This window comes from Shewanella avicenniae, assembly GCF_017354945.1.
Taxonomy (GTDB): Bacteria; Pseudomonadota; Gammaproteobacteria; order Enterobacterales; family Shewanellaceae; genus Shewanella; species Shewanella avicenniae.
The window spans coordinates 2,648,201-2,670,663 of record NZ_CP071503.1 but is presented as its reverse complement, the minus strand read 5'-3'; the positions used below and the strand labels follow the sequence as shown (position 1 = coordinate 2,670,663).

The window sequence follows — 22,463 nt, the reverse complement described above, 5'->3', positions numbered from 1 at the left end:
AAGGGGGCTAAGGCGTGTTAAATAAATATCCAATGTGGAAAAACCTGATGGTGATTGTGTTCCTCGCCATCGGGACTTTCTATGCCCTGCCTAACCTCTTCGGTGAGGATAACGCAGTACAGGTTGTTGGCACTCGTGGTGCTACTGTGACTGAAACTACTCAGCGACAAGTCACAGATCTATTGGCAGCGAAAGGCATTCAAGTTAAGCGTTCAGAACTTGAAAATGGTCAGTTGTTGGTGCGTGTGACCAGCAGTGAAGATCAATTGCTTGCTAAAGAAGCTATCGCGCAAACCTTGGGTGATGGTTTTTCTGTAGCGCTGAACTTAGCGCCAGCCGTGCCTCAATGGTTGGAAAATGTCGGTGGTGCACCGATGAAGCTCGGTTTGGACTTGCGTGGCGGCGTTCACTTCCTAATGGAAGTTGATATGAGCGAAGCGATTCGCAAGATGGAAGAAGCAAAAATTGCGGATTTCCGTTCACAACTGCGTGAAGAGCGCATTCGTTACTCCGGTGTGAAAGTGACACCAAAGGGTATCGAAATTGCGTTTCGTGATGCAGAAAGTGTGGCGCAAGCTGAAGCGTTTTTGAAAACCCGCTCAAACAACGAAATGGTCTTCGCGGATGCCTCAGAAGGCGAAAACTACAAGCTGCTTGCCACCATGAGCGAGCCTTATCTGAAGCAGATCAAAGAAGACGCTTTGACACAAAACATCACCACTATTCGTAACCGTGTAAACGAGCTGGGTGTTGCTGAGCCTGTGGTACAACGCCAAGGTGCAGAGCGGATTATCGTTGAGTTGCCAGGTGTTCAAGATACCGCTCGCGCCAAAGAAATTTTGGGTGCGACTGCGTCAATCGAGTTCCATATGGTCGACCAGAAGACAGATCTGCAAAATGCTTTAGCGGGTCGTTTGCCGGCAACCTCTGAGATCTTCAAACGTCGTGAAGGCGGCGAGGTGATTCTGCAGAAAGAAGTTATGCTGACCGGTGACCATATCACGGGCGCACAGCCATCATTTGACCAATACAGTCGTCCGCAAGTGAGCATCAACCTAGATGCGAAAGGCGGTACCATCTTCTCTAACGTGACCAAAGACAACATCGGTAAACCGATGGCGACCTTGTACATTGAGTACAAAGACAGTGGTCTGCGTAATCCAGATGGCACGGTCAAAATGACCAAAGTCGAAGAAGTGATTTCAGTTGCGACCATTCAGGCGCGTCTGGGACGTAACTTCGTGATTACTGGGTTGACACATGCTGAATCGCAAAACTTAGCCTTGTTGCTGCGTGCTGGTGCCTTGATTGCGCCGGTATCGATTGTCGAAGAACGAACGATTGGTCCTAGCCTCGGTGCTGAAAACATTGAAAATGGCTTGCAGGCGATGATCTGGGGTATGGCGGTTGTGCTGCTGTTTATGATGATTTACTACCGAGCTTTCGGTTTCATCGCAAACTTAGCGCTGTCATTTAACTTGATCATGGTTGTTGGCGTGATGTCGATGATCCCCGGTGCAGTACTGACTTTGCCTGGTATTGCCGGTATGGTGCTGACTGTTGGTATGGCTGTGGATGGTAACGTACTGATTTACGAACGTATTCGTGAAGAGTTACGTGCCGGACGTTCTATTCAACAAGCAATCCACGAAGGTTACGCCAACGCATTTTCAACCATCGCTGATGCCAACATCACCACCTTTATTACAGCGCTGATTTTGTTTGCAGTGGGTACCGGTGCGATTAAAGGCTTCGCGGTGACACTGATGATCGGTATCCTGACCTCAATGTTTACAGCGATTGTGGGTACTCGTTCGGTCGTTAACGCGCTGTGGGGCGGTAAGCGTCTTAAGAAGTTGTCGATTTAAGGGGACTACCGACGATGTTACAGATTTTAAATTTTAAAGATTCAGTTAACTTCCTGCGTCACGCTGTACCTATCAGTATCATGTCGATGATTCTGGTGCTTGCATCGCTGGTGTCGCTGGGTACTAAAGGGATTAACTGGGGCCTTGATTTCACTGGTGGTACTTCTGTAGTCCTCAACTTCAGTAAGCCTGCCGATCTGAACTCGCTGCGTGACATACTCGCAGAGGGCCCAACAGAAAGTGCTGTAGTACAGAACTTTGGTTCAAGCCGTGATGTGGTGGTGCGTTTGCAAACCGAAGCGGGTGCCAAAAGTGATGACCAAGTGAAATTGGTGATGATTGCGGCACAGAAGCAAGATGCTGACGTAGTTCAAAAAAGTGTTGAGTTTGTTGGACCGCAAGTTGGTCAAGAACTTGCTGAGCAAGGCGGAATGGCGGTATTTGTCGCTCTGCTCTGTATTTTGATCTACGTGGCGTTCCGCTTTGAATGGCGTCTGTCAATGGGCGCAGTAGCCGCGTTGGCGCACGACGTTATCGTGACCTTGGGGCTGTTCTCCGTACTGCAACTTGAGTTCGATTTGACAGTTCTGGCCGGGGTATTAACTGTGGTTGGTTACTCACTGAACGATACTATCGTGGTGTATGACCGTATCCGTGAAAACTTCCTCAAGATGCGTAAAGCTGATCCGAGAGAAGTGATTAACGCCTCTATCACGCAGACAATGAGCCGTACCGTTATTACCACGGGCACGACCTTGATTACCGTGGTTGCACTCTTTTTGAAAGGCGGCACCATGATCCACGGTTTTGCGACCGCGTTGCTGATGGGGATTGTGGTAGGTACTTACTCATCAATTTATGTTGCGAGTTACTTGGCACTGCGCCTCGGGGTAAATCGTGAACATATGATGCCGGTACAAATTGAAAAAGAAGGCGCTGATCAACCCAGCATCATGCCTTAACCTTCGTTAGTTGATATAAAAAGCCACCCTTCGCGGTGGCTTTTGTCTTTGCTGTATTAGCCAAAAGTCCATCATGTTTTGTTGATAAAAAGTGAACAATATGTGGGCTATCCCTCGACACTGTTCATTTTTTAGCTGTAGCATGAGCCAACACACCACATGAGTTGTCACCTAGCGTGATTCCTGAGAGCTTATTCAAGCAGTTACGGTTGGAGTAGTGCAGTACATGGAACAGAGAAAAGTGTTGATTGCCAGTGGCAATTTGTTGCAAGCACATACGTGGAAGGGCATGTTGGAGGCGAGCGGCATCGAAGTTGAACTGCGGGGCGAAGCGTTAATGGGCGGCGTTGGTGAACTGCCCGTTGATGCGCAGAGTGTGCAGTTATGGGTGTTTTCAGGTCAAGCTGAACAAGCACAACTGGCATTAGCTGCGTTAGATGTTGAACAACCCCAGTGGCAATGTGTACAGTGTCATGAATTTAACCATGCTAGTTTTGAGCTCTGTTGGCAATGCAGCGCCGAGCGCAGTGAGTCTCATAACGGCTAATTCTTTGACTTTGGAGCATTCATGCATCACAGCCCTGGCTTTCTTGCCTTGGTGGAAGCCATTCTGCCAAACATCACTGAAATTTCTGCTGAAGACTACTTAGCACAACCGCAAGCGTGGACATTGATCGATGTTCGCGAAGACCATGAGTGGCAACTAGATCATCTGCCTAATGCGATTCATATCGGCCGCGGCATTATTGAGCGCGATATTGAGGTACGCTTCCCCGATAAAGACGCAGCGCTAGTGTTGTATTGCGGCGGTGGATTCCGTTCTGCATTGAGCTGCCACAATCTCCAATTGATGGGATATAACCAGGTATTTTCGTTAGTAGGTGGTTATCGCGGTTGGTGTGAAAAACAGTTACCTTTGGTGACGGATTAATGCAGTATTTCCCGCTATTTCTCAATACCCAGCAGTTACGTGTGTTAGTGATTGGTGCCGGAGACGTTGCCTGTCGCAAGTTAGATTTATTGTGCCGTACTGATGCGATCATTGAGGTGATCGCGCCTGAGGTGAGTGCGGGTGTGCTCGCCTATGCGCAGGCTGGGCGAATCGCTTTAGCCCAGCGCCGCGTTACTGAGACAGATCTGCATCAACGTGAACTGGTGTATATCGCCACGGCGGATCAGACCTTAAACTTGGAACTCGCACGCCTAGCGAAAGCGCTGGGCGCGTTGGTGAATGTGGTTGATACACCAAGCGCTTGTGATTTCATTACCCCATCGATTGTCGACCGTGGCCGCTTAGTCGTCGCCATCAGCACCGCCGGAGCTGCGCCAGTATTTGCGCGAGATATTCGTGCTAAACTCGAAGCGATGTTGCCCGTCAGTCTCGCGCCGCTTTTTGATTTTATTGCAGAAAAGCGCACTGAAGTGCAACAGCGTATTAGCTCGGGCGCTGAACGCCGCCGCTTTTGGGAGCGATTTTTTGCCGCCAATGGCGAGCATTTTGATGGCCACACATTGCAAAAATATCAGCAGAGTTTTGCGGCTGATATTAGCCATGGCGAGTTGTTACTGGTGTGCGAAGATTGCCCCGCAGAACTGTTGCCACTAGCAGCGTTACCTTTGATGCAGCGTATTGACGCTGTGGTAAGCCTAGCGCCTATTCCTGACCCCATTGCTGAACTGATGCGTCGAGACGCAGAGCGTTTGCCGATGCTGACCAATAGCGAGTTGTTACAAGCGCGGGAGCACGGTAAGAAGTTATTGCTGGTGTTACCGGCGGCGGACGTTGACCGACTAAAAATTGCCTTTCCGTTTGCGAAGCATTTGCGTCCGGGCGCGATTTAGCATTAGGGATTGCAAGCCTTGCACAAGACACCTTTTTTGTCTTTGCACGAGGCAATAAACCTTATGCGTTATTGAACGGTAGCGAACTGATAGCTGGTTGTTATGCTTATGGTTATCGATAGTTACAATGCTGATGAAAATGCGCGTTGAATAGTATGAATTCAATGAATGCTGCTAAGCTTTACATATTCTCCCCTACGTTGAATTGAGGAGGCGTTATGAAGCTTAAATGGACCGATTCATTAGACATCGCCTTAGAACTGTTAGAAGCCTATCCAGAGGTTGAACCAGAAGCGGTTCGCTTCACCGATTTATTCAATTGGATTATGGCGTTAGACGCATTTGATGATGATCCTCGGCACTGTAACGAGCGCATTTTGGAAGCCGTACAAAAGTGCTGGATTGAAGAAAAGTAACCGCTCACTGCCGAACTGTGCTCTTGCTCGCAGTAAAAATGCGAGCAAGATTGCGCTATCTCCTTAAAAACCTCGCTTTTGTGAGATTCGATTAGGATTTTCAATCGTTATTTCGTATAATCCGCGCGAAATTTAACTTCGCTGATTTAGGAACCTTAACAATGGCGATTGAACGTACTTTTTCTATCATCAAGCCTGATGCAGTTGCAAAAAACCACATCGGTGCAATCTACAGCCGTTTTGAAAGCGCTGGCCTGAAAATCATTGCATCTAAAATGGTTCACCTGACTAAAGAACAGGCTGAAGGCTTCTACGCTGAGCACAGCGAGCGTCCTTTCTTTGGTGCGCTGGTTAGCTTCATGACTTCTGGTCCTATCATGGTTCAAGTTCTGGAAGGCGAAAACGCTGTTCTGGCAAACCGTGAAATCATGGGTGCAACTAACCCAGCTCAAGCAGCTCGCGGTACTCTGCGCGCTGACTACGCAGACAGCATCGATGAAAACGCAGTTCACGGTTCAGACGCTTTGGCTTCTGCAGAACGTGAAATTGCATACTTCTTCGCAGCTGACGAAATCTGCCCACGTACTCGTTAATTTTTACGGTCGTGTAGAAGTTGAAAAAGCGCGTCTTAGCACGCGCTTTTTTGTTGTCACTTTTGCTATCTGTGTAACGCTAATGGCTCAGTCTTAGCTCTTGCCGATGTTGAAGATTATACTGGTCATCACAATGGTGGCAACGCTGTTCAGTCGGATCGGCACTCAGCCTTTCAGCCTCAATATCTGCTTCACAATCTGAACACAAACCATATAAGCCAATGTCCAATTGGCATAGTGCCGCGTCAAGACGCACCAGCTTTGAATACAGGGCATGATGACACATGTCATGGCTAGCCATCTGCTCGATTACATCGCTAAGCAGTAACGCTTGCCATTCGGGTGCCAAGGCCGCCAATTCACTTCTGAGTTCCATTTCTATAATCGACAATCGTTGTCTAATTTGCTGCATGATCACGTCGCCCTTCAGTGGTCGCTAACTTACTAGTCTAGTTGGCTGGTAACGGCTCACTATGACTCTGATCAACTTCAGCTACTTTTGCAGTGTGACGGCGCTAGTTTCTAACAAAGAGATGATCTCCTCCCGCGTTTTGAGCAGGCGAAGTTGCCGGAAAAGTTCATCAGCTTCTGGATATTGACGATTAAGGTAGCTAAACCACTGTTTAATCCGCGCGGGGAAATAGAGGTTTTTCTCGTGCTCATATTGGGTATATTGCAGCAGCAGTTGCAAGGTTTGCTGCCAAGAGTAGGGCGTTTCAGAGCCCTTGATTGCATTTGCCAAATTTGGCATCGCAATGGCACCTCGTCCAATCATAAGATCAGTACAGCCGGTCACTTCTTGGCATCGCAAGGCATCCTGCTGATTCCAGATTTCGCCATTGGCGATAACCGGGATCGGTAGACGTTCACGAATATCACGAATGTATTCCCAGTAGGCCGGAGGACGGTATCCATCAACTTTACTGCGTGCATGAACGGCAAGCTCTGTTGCGCCAGCTTCATATACAGCTAGTGCGTTTTCCATGTACAGCGAACGGTCATCAAAGCCTAAACGTATTTTGGCTGTCACCGGCTGATCGCTGGGAACGGTTTGACGCATTGCTTTGACAATATCGTGTACTCGTTCAGGACAGCGCAACAGTATAGCGCCGCCATTGCTGCGATTTACCATTTTGGCTGGGCAGCCAAAGTTCGCATCAACACCGTGAGAGCCGAGATTAATGGCGGTGATGGCATTATCTGCCATGCATTGAGGATCTTGTCCCAACAGTTGCACGCGTACCGGCGTTCCAGCAAGCGTTTTGCCTTGCTGTTGCAACTCTGGGCATAAACGGTAAAACACTTTCTCGGGCAAAAGTTGATCAACAACACGCACGAATTCGGTGACCAGCAAATCGTAGTGATTGATACTGGACAGTAATTCTCGCATTAAATGGTCAACAACCCCTTCCATCGGGGCTAGGATAACTCTCACGTGGGCTAAACCTCATGATAACGGGCTGCGCATTCTACCGTAAAACCGTTTCTTGCCCAATCTCGTCACAGCAGTTTTCGATTGCGCTAATCTGTTGGGGCAGACTTGGGTATTTAAGCCATTTTAGCTAAACTGGATAACTGAGAATTGTTTTCATTTGGTGCATTGAATGCTGAAACGTAGTTTCTATTTAATTTCAGGCTTGCTGGCTGTCGGGCTCGGTGTGATTGGTATTTTTCTACCCTTGTTACCCACCGTGCCGTTTCTATTGCTGGCGGGGTTTTGTTTTGCCCGTTCGAGCCCAAGATTACATCGCTGGTTGCATGAGCATCCTCGCTTTGGTGCACCGCTTGCGGATTGGAATCAATCGCGTGTGATCCGCCGACCTATCAAAGTGCGAGCATCGGTGTTTTCCGCGCTCAGTTTTGCTGTCAGCATTTACTTTGTGCCACTTATCTGGGTCAAGTTATTGTTAGTGGGATTATTTATCAGTTTGATGATCTTTATTTGGCGTCAAAACGAAACAAACGCCATCCAAACACTGCCGGCTAAATAAGCAACCGTTGCCGCACAAACGCCCGATTGCGGTTGCAACCATAGTCAAAGCGGCTTAAGCTTTAGCCGGATTTTAGATGAGGTCCACCTTGGGTGGGCCTTTTTGTTGGTAAAGACAGGGTAAACCCGTCAAATTAAGTATTGAAATTATGGCAATAAATACCGAGCAGTTGGCGCTAATCAAGCAGAGTATCAAAACCATTCCTGACTATCCGAAGCCGGGCATCATGTTTCGCGATGTCACCAGTTTGTTGGAAGATCCTGTTGCTTACCAATTAACTATCCGTAGCTTTGTTGAACAGTATAAAGACCTCGGCTTCACCAAAGTGGTGGGTACCGAAGCCCGTGGTTTCCTGTTTGGCGCACCACTGGCGCTGGAGCTAGGCGTAGGTTTTGTGCCAGTTCGTAAGCCGGGAAAACTGCCGCGTGAAACCATTGCTGAGAGCTACGAGCTGGAATATGGTCATGACACGCTCGAGATGCATAAAGATGCCATCGTAGCGGGTGACAAAGTGTTGGTGGTTGATGACCTACTGGCCACGGGTGGCACTATTGAAGCCACCGTTAAACTGATCCGCCGTTTGGGTGGGGAAGTTGCTCATGCGGCGTTCGTTATCTCTCTGCCAGACTTAGGTGGTGAGCAGCGTTTGATCAATATGGGATTAGAAATCTCCAAACTATGTGAGTTTGAAGGGGATTAATTCCGCAATTACTCGCACCTCGGATCGTAGCAATAGCATGTCTTGAATCTGCATGGTATTGTTTGACGATCCGCGGAGCTTGCTCCCGCAATATCAAGCCAATGTTATTTGGGGAGTTTCATGTCATATCAGGTATTAGCCAGAAAATGGCGACCTGCCAACTTTGAACAAGTTGTGGGCCAGTCCCATGTCTTGCATGCATTAACCAATGCGCTCGGTCAGCAGCGCTTGCATCACGCTTATCTCTTCACCGGCACGCGCGGCGTTGGTAAAACCAGTTTAGCGAGACTGTTTGCCAAAGGGCTCAACTGCGAGACAGGAATCACTGCAAATCCTTGCGGTGAATGTTCCAGTTGCCAAGAGATTGCCCAAGGGCGATTTGTCGACCTGATTGAAGTCGATGCGGCGTCTCGCACCAAAGTAGATGACACCCGTGAGCTGCTAGATAACGTGCAATATCGGCCAACACGTGGCCGCTTCAAAGTGTATCTGATTGACGAAGTTCACATGCTCTCGCGCAGCAGCTTTAACGCGTTGCTAAAAACGTTAGAAGAGCCCCCTGAACACGTAAAATTCCTGTTGGCCACGACTGATCCGCAGAAGCTGCCTGTGACTGTGTTGTCGCGCTGCTTGCAGTTCAACTTGAAGAGTTTGAGCCAGCAAGACATTGGCGCTCAATTGACTCATATTTTAGCGCAAGAGCAGGTGCCGACTGATGCCGCTGCAGTGGACTTGTTGGCCAAAGCCGCTAACGGCAGTATGCGTGATGCATTAAGTCTAACCGATCAAGCTATTGCCTTTGGTGCCGGTCAAGTGATGCTGGAGCAGGTGCAGAAAATGCTCGGCTCCGTTGATGAGCGCCAAGTGCTCACTTTGCTGCAAGCGTTAGTGAATGGCGATATTGCCCAGTTATTGACCCAAGCCGACAAAGTGTTAGCGTTTGGCGCTGATGCCAACGAAATTTTACGCAGCTTGTTGGAGTTGCTTCACCAAATCACCTTAGCCCAATTTGCCCCTGCGGCGGCACAACTGGCGATCTATGCTGAGCAGATTAAGGCATTCGCGGTGGCATTGCCTCCCGAGCAGGTGCAGCTTTATTACCAACTGTTGCTTCATGGCCGTAAAGATTTGCCGTTTGCGCCGGATCCTAAGTCAGGACTGGAAATGGCACTGCTACGAGCCGTTGCCTTCGAACCGAAAGCCACTCCGACTCGTTGGCTGGCCACAGATGACAGCCGCGTAGAATCTATTCAATTGCCAACTCTGAGTGCAGCAGCGGTCAAATCGGCGAGTGCAACACCAGCGCCAGTTCAACATGGTGCTGAAAATGCCTCGCGGCCTCAGGTTATGGCGACGGCAGAAAAAACTGCCATCGATGTGGTTGTCATCGATAGCTCGGACAGTGATGACGATGATTTTGCTGACGCCGATGATGCTGCTTTAGCCGCTGAACAAGCATTGATCATCTCTCAAGCCGATAGTATGGGATATCAAGGCTACGATAAGATGGCGGCAGAGTATGACAACGAGCAGTCCTATGCCAGTATGGCGGCAGCTGACGCCATGCCTGAAAAGCGGTATGTGGTCGAAGATGCCGTTGATGAACAAGGCACCTATGAAGTGCCTTTTCACGATGAACTGACGGGCGATATGTTTGGTGAAGCGCCGGCAGCTGCTGCTCAGCGTCAGCCAATCGCTGAAGCGAGCGACTTGCAGAACAATCAGCCAGATGAAGCCGCTACTGCTCAAGGCACTACGGCAACGGACAGTGTCGCCACAGTTGTTGACAGCCTCTTTGGCGATGACCTGCTGGATCAGGTGTTAGCAAGCCGAGATAGTTTGCTTAAAGAGATAGAGGCGCTCTCTGCCGATGACGTGGAGAGTACTGTGAGTTCTCCGGGACGTGGCCTAAAAAAAGCGGCCCAGGAACCCGGTGAAGCTCTTCCTGAGCCAGAGCAACCAAAGCCTTCACACCGTGATGTAACGCCACCGCAGGCTCCAGTCACCAATCCATTGGTAGATGCGCGTGAACCTCAACGTGGTGCAACTACCACAGCAAGTGCTGAACAGCCGCAATCATCAGCGGTTGTTGAGGTTGAGCCGAATATTGCAGCTTCGGTACCTGCTGAGTCAGCCCAAGCAAACCGGGTTGAACAACCCACAGGCCACGCGGATGATTTACGTTGGTACAAGCTGGTGGCAAGTATCAACATTGGTGGGCGAGTGCGCCAGTTAGCTGCTAACTCCGTATGTTACGCATTAGGTGAACAGATAAAACTATTGCTAAAGCCCGATCAAAAGCATCTGGCTGCTAAAACGGCTGTGGTGCAGATGGAGCAGGCGATTAGCGCTGTGCTCGGTATCAGCTGTGAAGCCGTTATTGAGGTCGGCGTGGATGAACAGCGAGAAACGCCGCAAGAGATACGTCATCGCTTTAATCGCGAATTATTAGCCCAAGCCAAGTCATCGTTAATCGCCGATAGCAATGTGCAGTGGATGATGGCGCAAATGGGCGCTGAATTGGACGAGGACTCACTAAGTTACCCTGGTGAAATGCTGGCGGAAAAAACGGCATTAATTCAGCCGTAAATGCTAACCAGATCGAATTCGTTACAGCTCAACGGCTTTTAAATTGCGAATCATGAATATTTGGGTAAGATGGGCGGGTTTTCGCTGTCACTATTTGTTAATGAAAGAGAACTGAATATGTTTGGAAAAGGCGGTATGGGCAACCTGATGAAACAGGCCCAGCAAATGCAAGAGCGTATGGCTAAAATGCAGGAAGAGATTGCCCGCATGGAAGTTACCGGTGAATCTGGCGCAGGTCTGGTAAAAGTCACGATGACAGGCAGCCACAGCGTACGTAAAGTCGAAATTGATCCAAGCTTGCTCGAAGATGACAAAGAGATGCTGGAAGATTTGATTGCGGCAGCTTGCAACGATGCAGCTCGTCGTGTCGAAGAAACCCAAAAAGAAAAAATGGCGCAAGTGACTGGTGGCATGCAACTGCCTCCAGGTATGAAAATGCCATTTTAATTGAACGTCGGTTAATGGCATGAAATTCAGTCCGCTTGTTGATGAGCTGATCCATTCGTTGCGTTGCTTGCCCGGTGTTGGGCCTAAATCAGCGCAGCGTATGGCGTTTCAATTGTTGGAGCGCGACCGCAACGCTGGCCTTAAGCTGTCTGATGCATTGGCCAAGGCCATGAGTGAGGTGGGGCATTGTCAAAGTTGTCGCACCTTTACCGAAGAGTCCTTGTGTCCTATTTGCGCCAGTAGTAAACGTGGTCAATCTGACACTCTCTGTGTGGTAGAAACTCCTGCTGATGTATTGGCGATTGAAGCGGGTGGCCATTTCACTGGCCGTTATTTTGTGTTGTTAGGGCATCTGTCGCCACTTGATGGTATCGGCCCTGATGAGCTGGGGTTAAGCCTGCTTGAACAGCACCTAAAATCGGCCGATATTACCGAGGTGATTTTAGCGACTAACCCTACAGTCGAAGGTGATGCTACTGCGCACTATATTGCGGATATTGCTCGCCGTTACGCGGTAAAAGTTAGCCGTATTGCACACGGTGTGCCGGTGGGCGGTGAGCTTGAGTATGTGGATAGCACCACATTAGCCTTGTCTTTCAACGGACGTATCCAGCTGTAACCATCGCACATCATGTTGTTAGCCCGAAGAGCCTCGCATTTGCGGGGCTTTTTAATGGCCGATTGTCGGCTTTTTGCGCAATCTGTCTTTTTAGACGCTTGAAAAGCGCTGAATGACCCCCATCTTTTAATCCAGTTAGGTTTCACACTGTTTTTTTGATTGTCCAACCGGATGAACTGAGGAAGAAATTCATGTCACAACAAGAAACTCATGGTTTTCAGGCTGAAGTAAAACAACTTTTGCATTTGATGATCCACTCTTTGTATTCCAACAAGGAGATTTTCTTACGTGAGCTGGTGTCGAACGCTGCCGACGCCGCTGACAAGCTGCGTTACCTAGCCCTTACCAATGATGCATTGTACGAAGGTGATGGTGACTTGCGAGTCCGCATCAGTGCCGACAAAGACAAAGGCACTGTCACTATTGAAGATAACGGCGTGGGCATGAACCGCGACAGCGTTATCGAACATTTGGGCACCATTGCTAAGTCTGGTACTGCCGAATTCTTCAAAAACCTGTCTGGCGATGCCGCAAAAGATTCGCAGCTGATTGGTCAATTTGGTGTGGGTTTCTACTCAGCTTTTATCGTGGCCGATAAGGTAACGGTACGTACGCGCGCCGCTGGCGATACTGCAGATAAAGCGGTGCAGTGGGAATCTGAAGGTGAAGGCAGCTTCACCGTCACTGACATCGTAAAAGACACGCGCGGTACTGAAATTGTGCTGCACCTGCGCGAAGAGGAAAAAGAGTTTGCTGATGATTGGCGCTTACGTTCAATCATTACTAAATACTCTGATCATATCTCAGTGCCTGTCGAAATGTGGGAAGAGGGCACACCAGAACGCGATGGTTCGGATGGAGAAAAAATTCCTGCGACTGAAGGTCAATGGAAGGTGATGAACAAAGCCACCGCGCTTTGGAACCGCAATAAATCAGACGTGAGCGACGATGAGTACAAAGAGTTCTATCGCCATATTTCGCACGATTACGGCGACCCAGTCACGTGGAGCCATAACCGTGTAGAAGGTAAGCAGGAATACACAAGTTTGCTGTATATCCCAGCCAAAGCGCCTTGGGATTTATGGAACCGCGATTACAAGCACGGGCTGAAGTTGTTTGTTCAACGTGTATTCATCATGGATGACGCTGAACAATTCATGCCATCTTATCTGCGTTTTGTGAAAGGGCTGATCGACTCTAACGACTTGCCACTCAACGTATCGCGTGAAATTTTGCAAGATAACAAAGTGACCCAAGCGATGCGTTCTGGTTTGACCAAACGAGTGCTGGGCATGTTGGAAAAGCTGGCCAAAGACGACAGCGACAAATACCAACAGTTTTGGACTGAGTTCGGTCAAGTGTTGAAAGAAGGTCCGGCTGAAGATTACGCCAATAGAGAACGTGTCGCCGGTTTACTGCGTTTTGCTTCAACTCATAATGATTCATCTAAGCAAAATGTGTCGTTAGACGACTACATCAGCCGCATGAAAGAAGGCCAGAAACACATATACTACATTGTGGCCGATAGCTATGAAGCTGCAGCCCACAGTCCGCACCTTGAGTTACTGCGTAAAAAAGGCATTGAGGTGTTGTTGCTGTCTGACCGTATCGACGAATGGTTAATCAGCCACCTGACTGAATACAAAGAAAAACAACTGCATTCAGTGACGCGTGGTGATTTGGATCTCGGTGACCTTGAAGATGAAACTGAAAAGGCAGCACAAGAGAAAATCGCGACAGAATCTGCAGACTTAGTTAAACGCGTAAAAGAAGCCTTGGGCGATAAAGTCAAAGAAGTTAAAGTCACTACGCGTCTGACTGACACGCCTGCTTGTGTGGTAGTGGGAGAAGGTGAAATGTCTTCTCAAATGATTAAGCTGATGCAAGCGGCAGGACAGCCTGTGCCAGAAGTGAAGCCGATCTTTGAGGTCAACCCAACCCATCCATTAGTGGAACGTTTGAACGATCTGCAAGATGAGACTGCGTTTGCTGAATGGAGTGAGCTGCTGCTGCAACAAGCCTTGTTGTCGGAGAAAGGCAGCTTGTCAGATCCGTCTAAGTTTGTCAGTCTGATGAATAAGATGCTGCTGAGCAGTTTTAAATAATGATGCCGAAAAGGGCCGCAATGGCCCTTTTCCTATTTTTCAGCCATTGAAATAGGTGCCGATTTTATGCAAACAGCAATGGAATTGACCCGAGATAATATTCAGCAGTTGGTGGATATCTCCAAAGAAAAACTGGTGGCCATGGTGTTTTGGGCTGAGCAGATGCCTGAAACTAAAAGCTTGCTGGCGTTGATGGAGCAGATCTCTGCCTCGTACCAAGGGCTGCTGCAACTGGCGTCGGTTAACTGTGAAACTCAGATGGAGTTAGCGTCTTATTTTCGCATCCAAAGTTTACCTACCACCTTATTGCTGAGCCAAGGGCAACCGGTGGATGGCTTTGCCGGTAGCTTAGCGGAAGCCAAAATTCGTGAAATGTTGGCCAAACATCTGCCCGCAATGTGGCAGCTTAAACTTGATGAAGCCAAGCAACTGTTGGCTAATCAGCAAGCCGACGCTGCGTTGCCCGTGATTAAAGAAGCTTACAGCGAAGCGGCAAACGGAGAAGTCACGTTGGCTTATGCGGACATCGCACTAACCATCGGTGATGTTGAAACCGCTAAAACGCTTTTAGCTTCGGTGAAGCTAGAAGATAAGCAAGGTGAATATGCGTCGCTGATGGCGCGAGTGAAGTTAGCTGAAGAAGCCGCCGACACACCAGAAATTCGCGCTCTGCAGCAAGCGTTTGAGCAAAATCCTGCGGATTATGAGGTGCTGAGTCAACTCGCTGCCGCTTTGCATCAAGCGCAGCGTAATGAAGAGGCTTTAGAATTACTGTTTGCACCAATTAAGCAAGATTTAAATGCCGCAAATGGCGCGCTGAAGCAGCAATTACTGACAATTTTGTCGGCGCTTGGTCAAGGTAATGCGCTTGCCAGCCAATATCGACGTAAGCTGTACAGTCTGCTTTATTGAGCAAAGTCACAGATAAAAAATCAGCAGTGTGATCATCAAAACGTAATAGATAAGTGGCATTTGACCTTTACGCAATAATCGACTTAGTCGGCTAAAGTCGAAGTTCAAAGACTTCTCAATAGCCGCCTAATGTGCGAAGATTCCGCCCCTGATCATGTAAATCAATGCGAAAAGAGGACTCTTGTATGCGCATTATCCTTCTGGGTGCCCCAGGTGCCGGTAAAGGTACTCAAGCTCAATTCATCATGGAAAAGTACGGTATTCCGCAAATTTCTACTGGTGATATGCTGCGTGCAGCAGTAAAAGCAGGCACTCCCCTGGGTCTGGAAGCCAAGAAAGTTATGGATGCTGGTCAACTGGTATCTGATGACTTGATTATTGGTTTGGTTAAAGAGCGTATCGCTCAAGATGATTGCGCTAACGGATTCCTGTTAGACGGTTTTCCTCGCACTATTCCGCAAGCGGATGCAATGGTGGCAAACGGTATCAAGATCGACCACGTAATCGAAATTGACGTACCCGATGAAGAAATCGTAAAACGCATGAGCGGTCGCCGCGTACACCCAGGTTCTGGTCGCGTATATCACGTAGTATTTAATCCACCAAAAGTGGAAGGCAAAGATGATGTGACTGGCGATGAGTTGGTGATCCGTCCTGACGACGAAGAAACCACTGTGCGCAAACGTCTGAACATCTATCACGAGCAAACTGAACCATTGGTTGCTTACTATGGCAAAATGGCCGAAACCAATGATGTTAAATACAGCAAGTTCGACGGTACTCAAGCCGTTGCAGCAGTCAGCGACGCTATCGTGACCGCATTAGCTTAATGAGTAGATTCTCATAATCGAAAAAGCCTGCCTTCGCAGGCTTTTTTTATGCTTAACGCTTTGATAACTTAGCGCCATTAATCGAAAACAGGATGTCGACACGTGCAAACTAATCAACCTCCCTTTGGTGTGCTTCTGGTTAACCTCGGTACCCCAACAGCGCCAACTAAAGCTGCAGTACGGGCTTTTTTAAAGCAGTTTTTAAGTGATCAGCGGGTAGTGGATGTAAATCCTGTGCTGTGGTGGTGCATTCTGAATGGCATCATTTTGAATATCCGCCCAGGCAAAGTGGCGAAATTATATGAGTCCATTTGGTGGCAAGAAGGCTCACCGCTGATGGTGATTAGCCGTAAGCAACAGCAAGCATTGCAAAACCAGCTGTTAAGCCGCACCGGAATCGATATTCCGGTTGAACTGGGCATGAGCTATGGTGAACCTTCGCTGGATAGTGGCCTTAAAGCGCTTGAAGCAAAAGGGGTGAAGCAGGTATTGGTCCTGCCACTTTATCCGCAGTATTCATGTTCTACGGTTGCCAGTGTGGTAGATGGGGTCGCGGCAACACTTAAGTCGCGTCGTGATGTGCCTGAGTTACGTTTTATTCGTGATTATCACGATAAAAAAGGCTATATCTCAGCCTTGGCACACAGTGTGCGTCAGCATTGGCAGCAACATGGTCAATCGCAAAAACTGCTGCTGTCATTTCACGGTGTACCTGAGCGTTACGTAAACGAAGGCGATCCTTATCGTGACCATTGCTATAAGACTGCGGAGTTGTTGGCGCAAGAACTTGAGCTGAATGCAGAGCAATGGATGGTGTGTTTCCAATCGCGTTTTGGTAAAGAGCCATGGCTCACACCGTACACTGATGAAACGCTGGAAAGTTTGCCTAAGCAAGGGGTGAAGTCTGTCGATATTATCAGCCCCGCGTTTGCGGCTGATTGCTTAGAAACGCTTGAAGAAATCTCCATCGGCGGCAAAGAAACCTTCCTCCATGCGGGGGGCGAATCTTACCGTTTTGTGCCGTGTCTTAACGATGACGAACACCATATGGCGTTTTTAGCGGATTTGGTGCTGCAGCATAGCCAAGGCTGGCGTTAAGCGCTGGTAACATTAATAAGCTGTGGTAGAATCTGCCGCCCTTGAGTATGACGCGAATATTGCACACTGTTGCGCGATATTCGTGATGCCGAAGAGATGCCGTTATGAAATTCCCTGGACAACGTAAGTCCAAACATTATTTCCCAGTCAAAAACCGTGATCCCTTATTAGCGCAACTGATCCAGCAGCCTAAACCCACAGGCACCTGGATATGCGGTATTGATCAAACCTTAGTGGACATTGAAGCTAAGGTCGATGATGCGCTGTTAGCCCGTTATCAACTGCCGAAAGGTAACTCCACGCTGCTTGAGGAAACCCAAGCCGAAGCCCTGTATACGGAGCTCAAAGCTGCAGGGGTGATCAGCGGTCAGTTTGCTGGGGGCACCATTGGAAATACGGTACATAACTACTCGATTCTGGCAGATGACCGTTCGGTATTATTTGGGGTGATGAGTCGACAGGTTGAGGTGGGCAGTTACGCCTATCGTTATTTGTGTGATACCTCATCTAAAGTCGATCTCAATCATCTGCAACCGGTTAATGGACCTATTGGCCGTTGTTTTACCCTGATTTCAGAAAACGGCGAGCGTACCTTTGCTATTAGCAAAGGGGTGATGGATAAGCTTTCGGCTGAGTACATTAATCAACAGCTGGTACAAGGCAGCTCAGCACTGGTAATATCTGCCTATTTGATGCGGGCAGCTGAAGGTGATGGCATTACTCAAGCCGCCATGACCGCTATTCAATATGCCAAAGAAGCTGATGTTCCTGTCGTATTGACTTTAGGTACCCGCTTTTTGATTGAGCAAGATCCGCAGTTTTGGCGTGATTTTATTCGCGACCATGTCACTGTGCTGGCGATGAACGAAGAGGAAGGGCTGGCGCTGACGGGCTTTGATGATCCGCTACTTGCCAGTGAAGCGACCCTTGAGTGGTGTGATATGGTGTTGACCACGGCGGGTGCGACTGGGCTCTATACTGCCGGTTACGCTGAAGAGAGTGAAAAGCGCGAAACGGCTCATTTGCTGTTGCCGGGGGTCATTCCTGAGTTTAATCGCTATGAGTTTTCGCGTCCGAAGCGCCGTCGCGACTGTGATGCACCTATTAAGGTCTATGCCCACATTTCGCCTTACATGGGTGGGCCTGAGCAGATCCTAAATACCAATGGCGCGGGTGATGGTGCGTTAGCTGCACTGCTACATGATCTCGCGGCCAATACCTTCCATAAGACCAATGTACCTGGGTCTATCAAACACAGCAAAGGCGGCTTGTGTTATTCCTCGTTCTCACAAATTTGTAAGTACGCCAACCGTGTAGCGTATGAAGTGTTGGCGCAAAATAGTCCACGATTATCGCGCGGTTTACCCGAACGCGAAGACAGCCTTGAAGAGGCCTATTGGGAAAGATAATAAAAACGGCGTCCTTGTTAGGACGCCGTTTTTACAATGGATTATATCAAGTGACTAGGCAGATTTCTCACTGAGTTGCTCTTCTAAACCTTTGGTTTTTCCGGCTTCAGAATCGTTATAAACATCCTCATTGAAATCTTTTTCTGATTTACCGACGATAACGGTCGCCACCATATCCCCTGTCACGTTGACTGCAGTGCGAACCATATCCAGCAGACGGTCAACGCCAATAATCATTGCAATGCCTTCTACAGGCAGACCCACTTGCTTCAGTACCATCGCCAACATAATCAAGCCTACGCCAGGTACACCCGCAGTCCCAATAGATGCGAGCGTTGCGGTTATCACCACACTCACGTAATCACCAAAGCCCAAATGGACGTTGTAGACCTGAGCAATAAACACAGTCGCAACCCCTTGCATAATTGCGGTGCCATCCATATTGATGGTAGCGCCCAGCGGCAGGGTAAATGAGGCAACGCGGTTGTTAACGCCCATCCGGTGTTCTGCGGTTTCCATCGTTACTGGCAGAGTGGCATTGGAACTCGCTGTACTAAAGGCAAACAACTGCACATCACGCATCTTGCGCACGAACATCAACGGGTTGAGGCCAGAGAAGAATTTTAGCAGCACAGGGTAAACCACCATGCCGTGGAACATCAGTACTGCCAGCACTAGAACAAAATACATGAACACGTCTTTGAGTTTATCGACACCCAACGTCAGTGACAGTTTAGCGATCAAAGCGAATACACCGTATGGCGCAAGGCTCATCACTAAGGTGACCACCTTCATGATCACTTCATTAAGATCTTCAAACAGCGCAGCTACTCGGCGTCCCTTATCCCCCACATGTGATACGGCAAAACCAAATATGACCGCAAAGATAATAATCTGCAGCATATTACCATCGGTCATCGCTTTAATCGGATTTGTGGGTACCATGCTGATCAGTACGTCGGCTAACCCCGGCGCTTCTTTGGCATCGTAACTCAGGTTTGCGGTTAATTGACCGCCAGCACCAGGTTGGAAAATTACCGCCGCACTGATGGCAAAGGCGAGAGCAATTGCGGTAGTAAATAGATAAAATGCCAGCGTTTTACCACCTAATTTACCCAACTTTGACGGATCGCTCAACGAGCAAGTACCGCAAACTAGCGAGACAAATACTAATGGAACAACCAACATTTTCAAACAGTTAACAAATATTGTTCCGACGACGTGCAGCACTCCGTCGGATATGTAGTCCTTTACGAACTGACTGTCGGGGGCGATTTCACGAAGTAGATAACCAAATAAAAACCCTGTCACCATGGCGATCAGAATTTTACCTGTGAGCCCGAGTTTTCTTTTTTTCGCTGACATTTCTCTTCCTGTTATTGTTTTAATTTTTATAGCCACGTTAGCCTAGCAAGAAAGGGATTATGTGGGAACTGTAAACCCCCACAGAATTTTGTGAGTAAATAAAACCTCACGAGTTAAGTATGTAATTATTGTGTGAAAACCCTGTATATCCTAAGCTATAGCGGAAACAAATTTCTCATTAGCTCGAGATGACAAGGAGGCTGACAATGCAGTCAGCAATTAAGTTTTTAGGGGCGTGTCTGTGTTTGATGCTCACAGCCTGTGGTGGCGGTGGTAATCTAGACCAAAATACGGACAACGGAACAACTAATCCAACCGGGACCACTTCGGTCACATTATCCATTTCAAACAGCACGATTGCTGCCGACACTCCAGCCACATTAACGGCCACGGTGACAAACAGCCTGTCAGGTGCTGTTGCCGGCGAGTTAGTGACGTTTGCGCTTAACAATGCTTCTTTGGGAACGTTTGTTCCTACTATCGGCACAGCATTAACCGATGCAAATGGGGTGGCAACTGTCACGCTTGCGACGTCTAACACCCCAGGTGCTGGGCAGGTTACAGCGTCTATTTCATCCGGTGCGTCTGCATCCGTTGGCTTTACTATGGTCGGTGACGGTGGTGCAAGCGGTGGCTCAGCACAAATTTCGTTGAGTTTGACTGATAGTAGTGGCGTTGCAACGGATACCATTAATGCAACAAGCCCAGGCATTTTAACTGCACGTGTGACCGGAATTTCTCGAGCAGTCATTGTTACGTTTACTAGCAGCATTGGTGATTTACCGATTGCAACGGCAATGACAGATAGCAACGGGGTTGCTAGTGTGAATATCTATGCTGGTAGCACACCAGGGGCTGGCACTGCGACTGCGACGCTCGCAACCGGTGAATCGGCTGAGCGAGTCTTCGTTGTGGGTGCTACGAATGTCACTATGGGTAGCGGTACGCCGTTTGTGGCGCAACAGGCCGCCGTCAGCACTGCGAGCTTGTCTGCCGGTGGTACAGCGACAGTAAGCGTCGAGTTGCGTGATGACGAAGGAAATTTGTTCACTGACCCAGTTGATGTAATTTTCTCTTCTGTGTGTACCCGTCAAGGGTTGGCTCAATTGAGCTCGCCAGTGACTACGGTAAATGGTGTTGCCAGCAGTACTTATCTAGCTCAAGGCTGTGTCAATACTGACACCATTACTGCAACAGCGAATGTGGGCGGACGTAGCTTGTCAGCTTCAGGCAGTTTAACAGTGCTTCCTGCTAACGTCGGTAGCGTAGTGTTTTTGGACGCAACGCCATCACAAATTGGTATTCAAGGTACTGGTTTGGATGAATCATCTACCTTGCGTTTTCGCGTACTGGATACCAACGGGAATGCTGTACCAAACCAATCGGTAAGCTTCAGCCTGAACTCAACAGTGGGTGGTTTGTCACTGAGTCCTGCAAGCGCTACTACTAACAGTTCTGGCATCGTACAGACAGTGGTTAACTCGGGTACAGTGGCAACGTCGGTACGTGTGACGGCAACAATTGATGGTTCAAATCCAGTGATTTCTTCCCAATCTAGTGAATTGGTGATTTCAACCGGTATTCCAGACCAAGATTCATTCTCTCTCTCTGCGGAAGTGTTGAATGCTGAAGGGTGGGATGTAGATGGTACCGAAGTGATGGTAACCGCGCGCCTCGCTGACGCGTTTAACAACCCTGTGCCAGATGGTACCGCTGTGTATTTCACTACCGAAGGTGGTGCGATTGAACCCTCATGTGTGACCAGTAATGGTGCCTGTAGTGTTGCTTGGACAAGCCAAAACGCTCGTCCAGAAGGGCAGTCGTTAGTTGATAGTGCCACAGGCGCTATGCGCAATCCGCGTGCAGAGCTAGTCAATGGTGGCAACTTCTACGGTCAAATGTATGGTGGCCGCGCTACGATTAACGCTTACGCTATTGGTGAAGAGTCGTTCCCTGATCTCAACGGTAATGGTCGCTTTGATGTCTCTGAAGTTGCAGCGTTTGCGGGTAATGATGTATCTGGTCAGCCCTACGATTTAGATGATGCGTTCAGAGATTACAACGAAGACGGCATCTTCAATCCGCAGCAAGCAGGTGGTCAAGCGGGTGGCGATAATGAGCGTTTGATCGACTACAACAGCAACGGCGTGTTTGATACTGCTGATGGCGTTTACAACGGTGTGCTGTGTTCAATCCCTGCACATGCCGGTTGTGCTGATGGCGTAAACCAACCCAAATCAATTTATGTTCGCGGTAGTCTGGTGATGGTGATGGCAAGTAGCGCAGCTTATGCGACTGCAGCTTCAGATATCCGTATTATTGACCGTGATGGTGATAATCTGGGTGGGTCAATTGATATCACTGGTACTGGTGCTGCAACGGTGCAGTTCACTATCTCTGATATCCATAACCAACAGATGCCTGCCGGTTCAGTGGTGAACTTCAGCACCACAGCGGGTTCAGTGGATAGCACTGCAAGTTTCACTTGGCCGAGCTCAAATCACAACGGTGGTAGACAGTTCAGTGTGACCTTGGGTGGGGCTGATCAGCCAGACTCTGGTACCTTTATTGTAACCGTGACATCGCCAGGTGGTTTAGTATCAGAAGTTGTAAGTATTCCAGTCAATATTTACTAAAAGCTCGATTCGAAAAAGCCCGCTTTGCGGGCTTTTTTATTGAGGTAAATTTAGGCGGTATTGAACGGACATTATAAAAAT

The 22,463-nt window shown here is 48.6% G+C and carries 21 protein-coding genes; 18 read left to right on the top strand and 3 right to left on the bottom strand.

Going from position 1 to position 22,463, the window contains the following annotated elements; genetic code table 11:
• The first annotated feature begins 14 nt into the window (after positions 1-14).
• From secD to ndk, 7 genes are all read left to right on the top strand, one after another.
• Positions 15-1,868, top strand: a complete 1,854-nt coding sequence (gene secD, locus JYB87_RS11730; protein ID WP_207353680.1) for a protein translocase subunit SecD — start codon at positions 15-17, stop codon at positions 1,866-1,868.
• A gap of 14 nt (positions 1,869-1,882) precedes the next feature.
• Positions 1,883-2,830, top strand: a complete 948-nt coding sequence (gene secF / locus JYB87_RS11725; RefSeq protein WP_207353679.1) for a protein translocase subunit SecF — start codon at positions 1,883-1,885, stop codon at positions 2,828-2,830.
• A gap of 226 nt (positions 2,831-3,056) precedes the next feature.
• Positions 3,057-3,377 (top strand): putative signal transducing protein, encoded by a 321-nt coding sequence (locus JYB87_RS11720; protein ID WP_207353678.1) that lies wholly within the window; start codon positions 3,057-3,059, stop codon positions 3,375-3,377.
• A gap of 21 nt (positions 3,378-3,398) precedes the next feature.
• Positions 3,399-3,761, top strand: a complete 363-nt coding sequence (locus tag JYB87_RS11715) for a rhodanese-like domain-containing protein (protein ID WP_207353677.1) — start codon at positions 3,399-3,401, stop codon at positions 3,759-3,761.
• Positions 3,761-4,672 (top strand): precorrin-2 dehydrogenase/sirohydrochlorin ferrochelatase family protein, encoded by a 912-nt coding sequence (locus JYB87_RS11710; RefSeq protein ID WP_207353676.1) that lies wholly within the window; start codon positions 3,761-3,763, stop codon positions 4,670-4,672. Before JYB87_RS11715 ends, JYB87_RS11710 begins: the two co-directional genes overlap by 1 nt.
• A 218-nt stretch (positions 4,673-4,890) precedes the next feature.
• Positions 4,891-5,088: a Fe-S cluster assembly protein IscX gene (gene iscX, locus JYB87_RS11705; protein ID WP_207353675.1), complete on the top strand. Its 198-nt coding sequence runs from the start codon at positions 4,891-4,893 to the stop codon at positions 5,086-5,088.
• 161 nt (positions 5,089-5,249) lie between these two features.
• Positions 5,250-5,681: a nucleoside-diphosphate kinase gene (gene ndk, locus JYB87_RS11700; protein WP_207353674.1), complete on the top strand. Its 432-nt coding sequence runs from the start codon at positions 5,250-5,252 to the stop codon at positions 5,679-5,681.
• A gap of 79 nt (positions 5,682-5,760) precedes the next feature.
• Here ndk and JYB87_RS11695 read toward each other — a convergent pair whose 3' ends face one another.
• Entirely contained in the window at positions 5,761-6,099 is a 339-nt protein-coding gene (locus JYB87_RS11695) for a TraR/DksA family transcriptional regulator (protein WP_407695815.1), read from the bottom strand.
• 75 nt (positions 6,100-6,174) lie between these two features.
• Entirely contained in the window at positions 6,175-7,116 is a 942-nt protein-coding gene (locus JYB87_RS11690; protein WP_207353672.1) for a tRNA-dihydrouridine synthase, read from the bottom strand.
• Between the two features lie 169 nt (positions 7,117-7,285).
• Between JYB87_RS11690 and JYB87_RS11685 the strand changes: the two genes are divergently transcribed.
• From JYB87_RS11685 to JYB87_RS11640, 10 genes are all read left to right on the top strand, one after another.
• Positions 7,286-7,672, top strand: coding sequence for a YbaN family protein (locus tag JYB87_RS11685; protein WP_207353671.1), 387 nt, complete (start codon positions 7,286-7,288; stop codon positions 7,670-7,672).
• A gap of 148 nt (positions 7,673-7,820) precedes the next feature.
• Positions 7,821-8,372: an adenine phosphoribosyltransferase gene (apt, locus tag JYB87_RS11680; RefSeq protein ID WP_207353670.1), complete on the top strand. Its 552-nt coding sequence runs from the start codon at positions 7,821-7,823 to the stop codon at positions 8,370-8,372.
• Positions 8,373-8,492: 120 nt separating this feature from the next.
• Complete coding sequence (gene dnaX, locus JYB87_RS11675) at positions 8,493-10,961, top strand: DNA polymerase III subunit gamma/tau (RefSeq protein WP_207353669.1); 2,469 nt, start codon at positions 8,493-8,495, stop codon at positions 10,959-10,961.
• A gap of 117 nt (positions 10,962-11,078) precedes the next feature.
• Positions 11,079-11,408 carry a YbaB/EbfC family nucleoid-associated protein gene (locus JYB87_RS11670; RefSeq protein WP_207353668.1) on the top strand — a complete coding sequence of 110 codons (330 nt, stop codon included), beginning with the start codon at positions 11,079-11,081 and terminating at the stop codon, positions 11,406-11,408.
• A gap of 19 nt (positions 11,409-11,427) precedes the next feature.
• Complete coding sequence (gene recR, locus JYB87_RS11665) at positions 11,428-12,027, top strand: recombination mediator RecR (protein WP_207353667.1); 600 nt, start codon at positions 11,428-11,430, stop codon at positions 12,025-12,027.
• A 191-nt stretch (positions 12,028-12,218) separates the two neighbouring features.
• Complete coding sequence (gene htpG / locus JYB87_RS11660; RefSeq protein WP_207353666.1) at positions 12,219-14,132, top strand: molecular chaperone HtpG; 1,914 nt, start codon at positions 12,219-12,221, stop codon at positions 14,130-14,132.
• A 66-nt stretch (positions 14,133-14,198) separates the two neighbouring features.
• On the top strand, positions 14,199-15,044 hold the full coding sequence (locus JYB87_RS11655) for a tetratricopeptide repeat protein (protein WP_207353665.1): 846 nt from the start codon (positions 14,199-14,201) through the stop codon (positions 15,042-15,044).
• 185 nt (positions 15,045-15,229) lie between these two features.
• Entirely contained in the window at positions 15,230-15,874 is a 645-nt protein-coding gene (gene adk, locus JYB87_RS11650) for an adenylate kinase (protein WP_207353664.1), read from the top strand.
• 102 nt (positions 15,875-15,976) lie between these two features.
• Positions 15,977-16,972, top strand: a complete 996-nt coding sequence (hemH, locus tag JYB87_RS11645) for a ferrochelatase (protein WP_207353663.1) — start codon at positions 15,977-15,979, stop codon at positions 16,970-16,972.
• Between the two features lie 104 nt (positions 16,973-17,076).
• Complete coding sequence (locus JYB87_RS11640; RefSeq protein ID WP_207353662.1) at positions 17,077-18,381, top strand: inosine/guanosine kinase; 1,305 nt, start codon at positions 17,077-17,079, stop codon at positions 18,379-18,381.
• Between the two features lie 54 nt (positions 18,382-18,435).
• Here JYB87_RS11640 and JYB87_RS11635 read toward each other — a convergent pair whose 3' ends face one another.
• The gene (locus JYB87_RS11635; protein ID WP_207353661.1) at positions 18,436-19,746 is read right to left on the bottom strand and encodes a dicarboxylate/amino acid:cation symporter; all 1,311 of its coding nucleotides are present in this window, start codon (positions 19,744-19,746) and stop codon (positions 18,436-18,438) included.
• Positions 19,747-19,952: 206 nt separating this feature from the next.
• Here JYB87_RS11635 and JYB87_RS11630 point away from each other — a divergent pair, with 206 nt between their 5' ends.
• Positions 19,953-22,382 (top strand): Ig-like domain-containing protein, encoded by a 2,430-nt coding sequence (locus JYB87_RS11630; protein WP_207353660.1) that lies wholly within the window; start codon positions 19,953-19,955, stop codon positions 22,380-22,382.
• Positions 22,383-22,463: the final 81 nt, after the last annotated feature.

Bases quoted from the DNA above. Each gene is read 5' to 3' on its own strand.
- dnaX (WP_207353669.1), top strand. From the start codon at position 8,493: ATGTCATATCAGGTATTAGCCAGAAAATGGCGACCTGCCAACTTTGAA.
- recR (WP_207353667.1), top strand. From the start codon at position 11,428: ATGAAATTCAGTCCGCTTGTTGATGAGCTGATCCATTCGTTGCGTTGC.
- JYB87_RS11720 (WP_207353678.1), top strand. From the start codon at position 3,057: ATGGAACAGAGAAAAGTGTTGATTGCCAGTGGCAATTTGTTGCAAGCA.
- ndk (WP_207353674.1), top strand. From the start codon at position 5,250: ATGGCGATTGAACGTACTTTTTCTATCATCAAGCCTGATGCAGTTGCA.
- JYB87_RS11630 (WP_207353660.1), top strand. From the start codon at position 19,953: ATGCAGTCAGCAATTAAGTTTTTAGGGGCGTGTCTGTGTTTGATGCTC.
- JYB87_RS11635 (WP_207353661.1), bottom strand. From the start codon at position 19,746: ATGTCAGCGAAAAAAAGAAAACTCGGGCTCACAGGTAAAATTCTGATC.
- JYB87_RS11655 (WP_207353665.1), top strand. From the start codon at position 14,199: ATGCAAACAGCAATGGAATTGACCCGAGATAATATTCAGCAGTTGGTG.
- htpG (WP_207353666.1), top strand. From the start codon at position 12,219: ATGTCACAACAAGAAACTCATGGTTTTCAGGCTGAAGTAAAACAACTT.
- JYB87_RS11715 (WP_207353677.1), top strand. From the start codon at position 3,399: ATGCATCACAGCCCTGGCTTTCTTGCCTTGGTGGAAGCCATTCTGCCA.
- secF (WP_207353679.1), top strand. From the start codon at position 1,883: ATGTTACAGATTTTAAATTTTAAAGATTCAGTTAACTTCCTGCGTCAC.
- adk (WP_207353664.1), top strand. From the start codon at position 15,230: ATGCGCATTATCCTTCTGGGTGCCCCAGGTGCCGGTAAAGGTACTCAA.
- JYB87_RS11640 (WP_207353662.1), top strand. From the start codon at position 17,077: ATGAAATTCCCTGGACAACGTAAGTCCAAACATTATTTCCCAGTCAAA.
- JYB87_RS11670 (WP_207353668.1), top strand. From the start codon at position 11,079: ATGTTTGGAAAAGGCGGTATGGGCAACCTGATGAAACAGGCCCAGCAA.
- apt (WP_207353670.1), top strand. From the start codon at position 7,821: ATGGCAATAAATACCGAGCAGTTGGCGCTAATCAAGCAGAGTATCAAA.
- JYB87_RS11685 (WP_207353671.1), top strand. From the start codon at position 7,286: ATGCTGAAACGTAGTTTCTATTTAATTTCAGGCTTGCTGGCTGTCGGG.
- iscX (WP_207353675.1), top strand. From the start codon at position 4,891: ATGAAGCTTAAATGGACCGATTCATTAGACATCGCCTTAGAACTGTTA.
- JYB87_RS11710 (WP_207353676.1), top strand. From the start codon at position 3,761: ATGCAGTATTTCCCGCTATTTCTCAATACCCAGCAGTTACGTGTGTTA.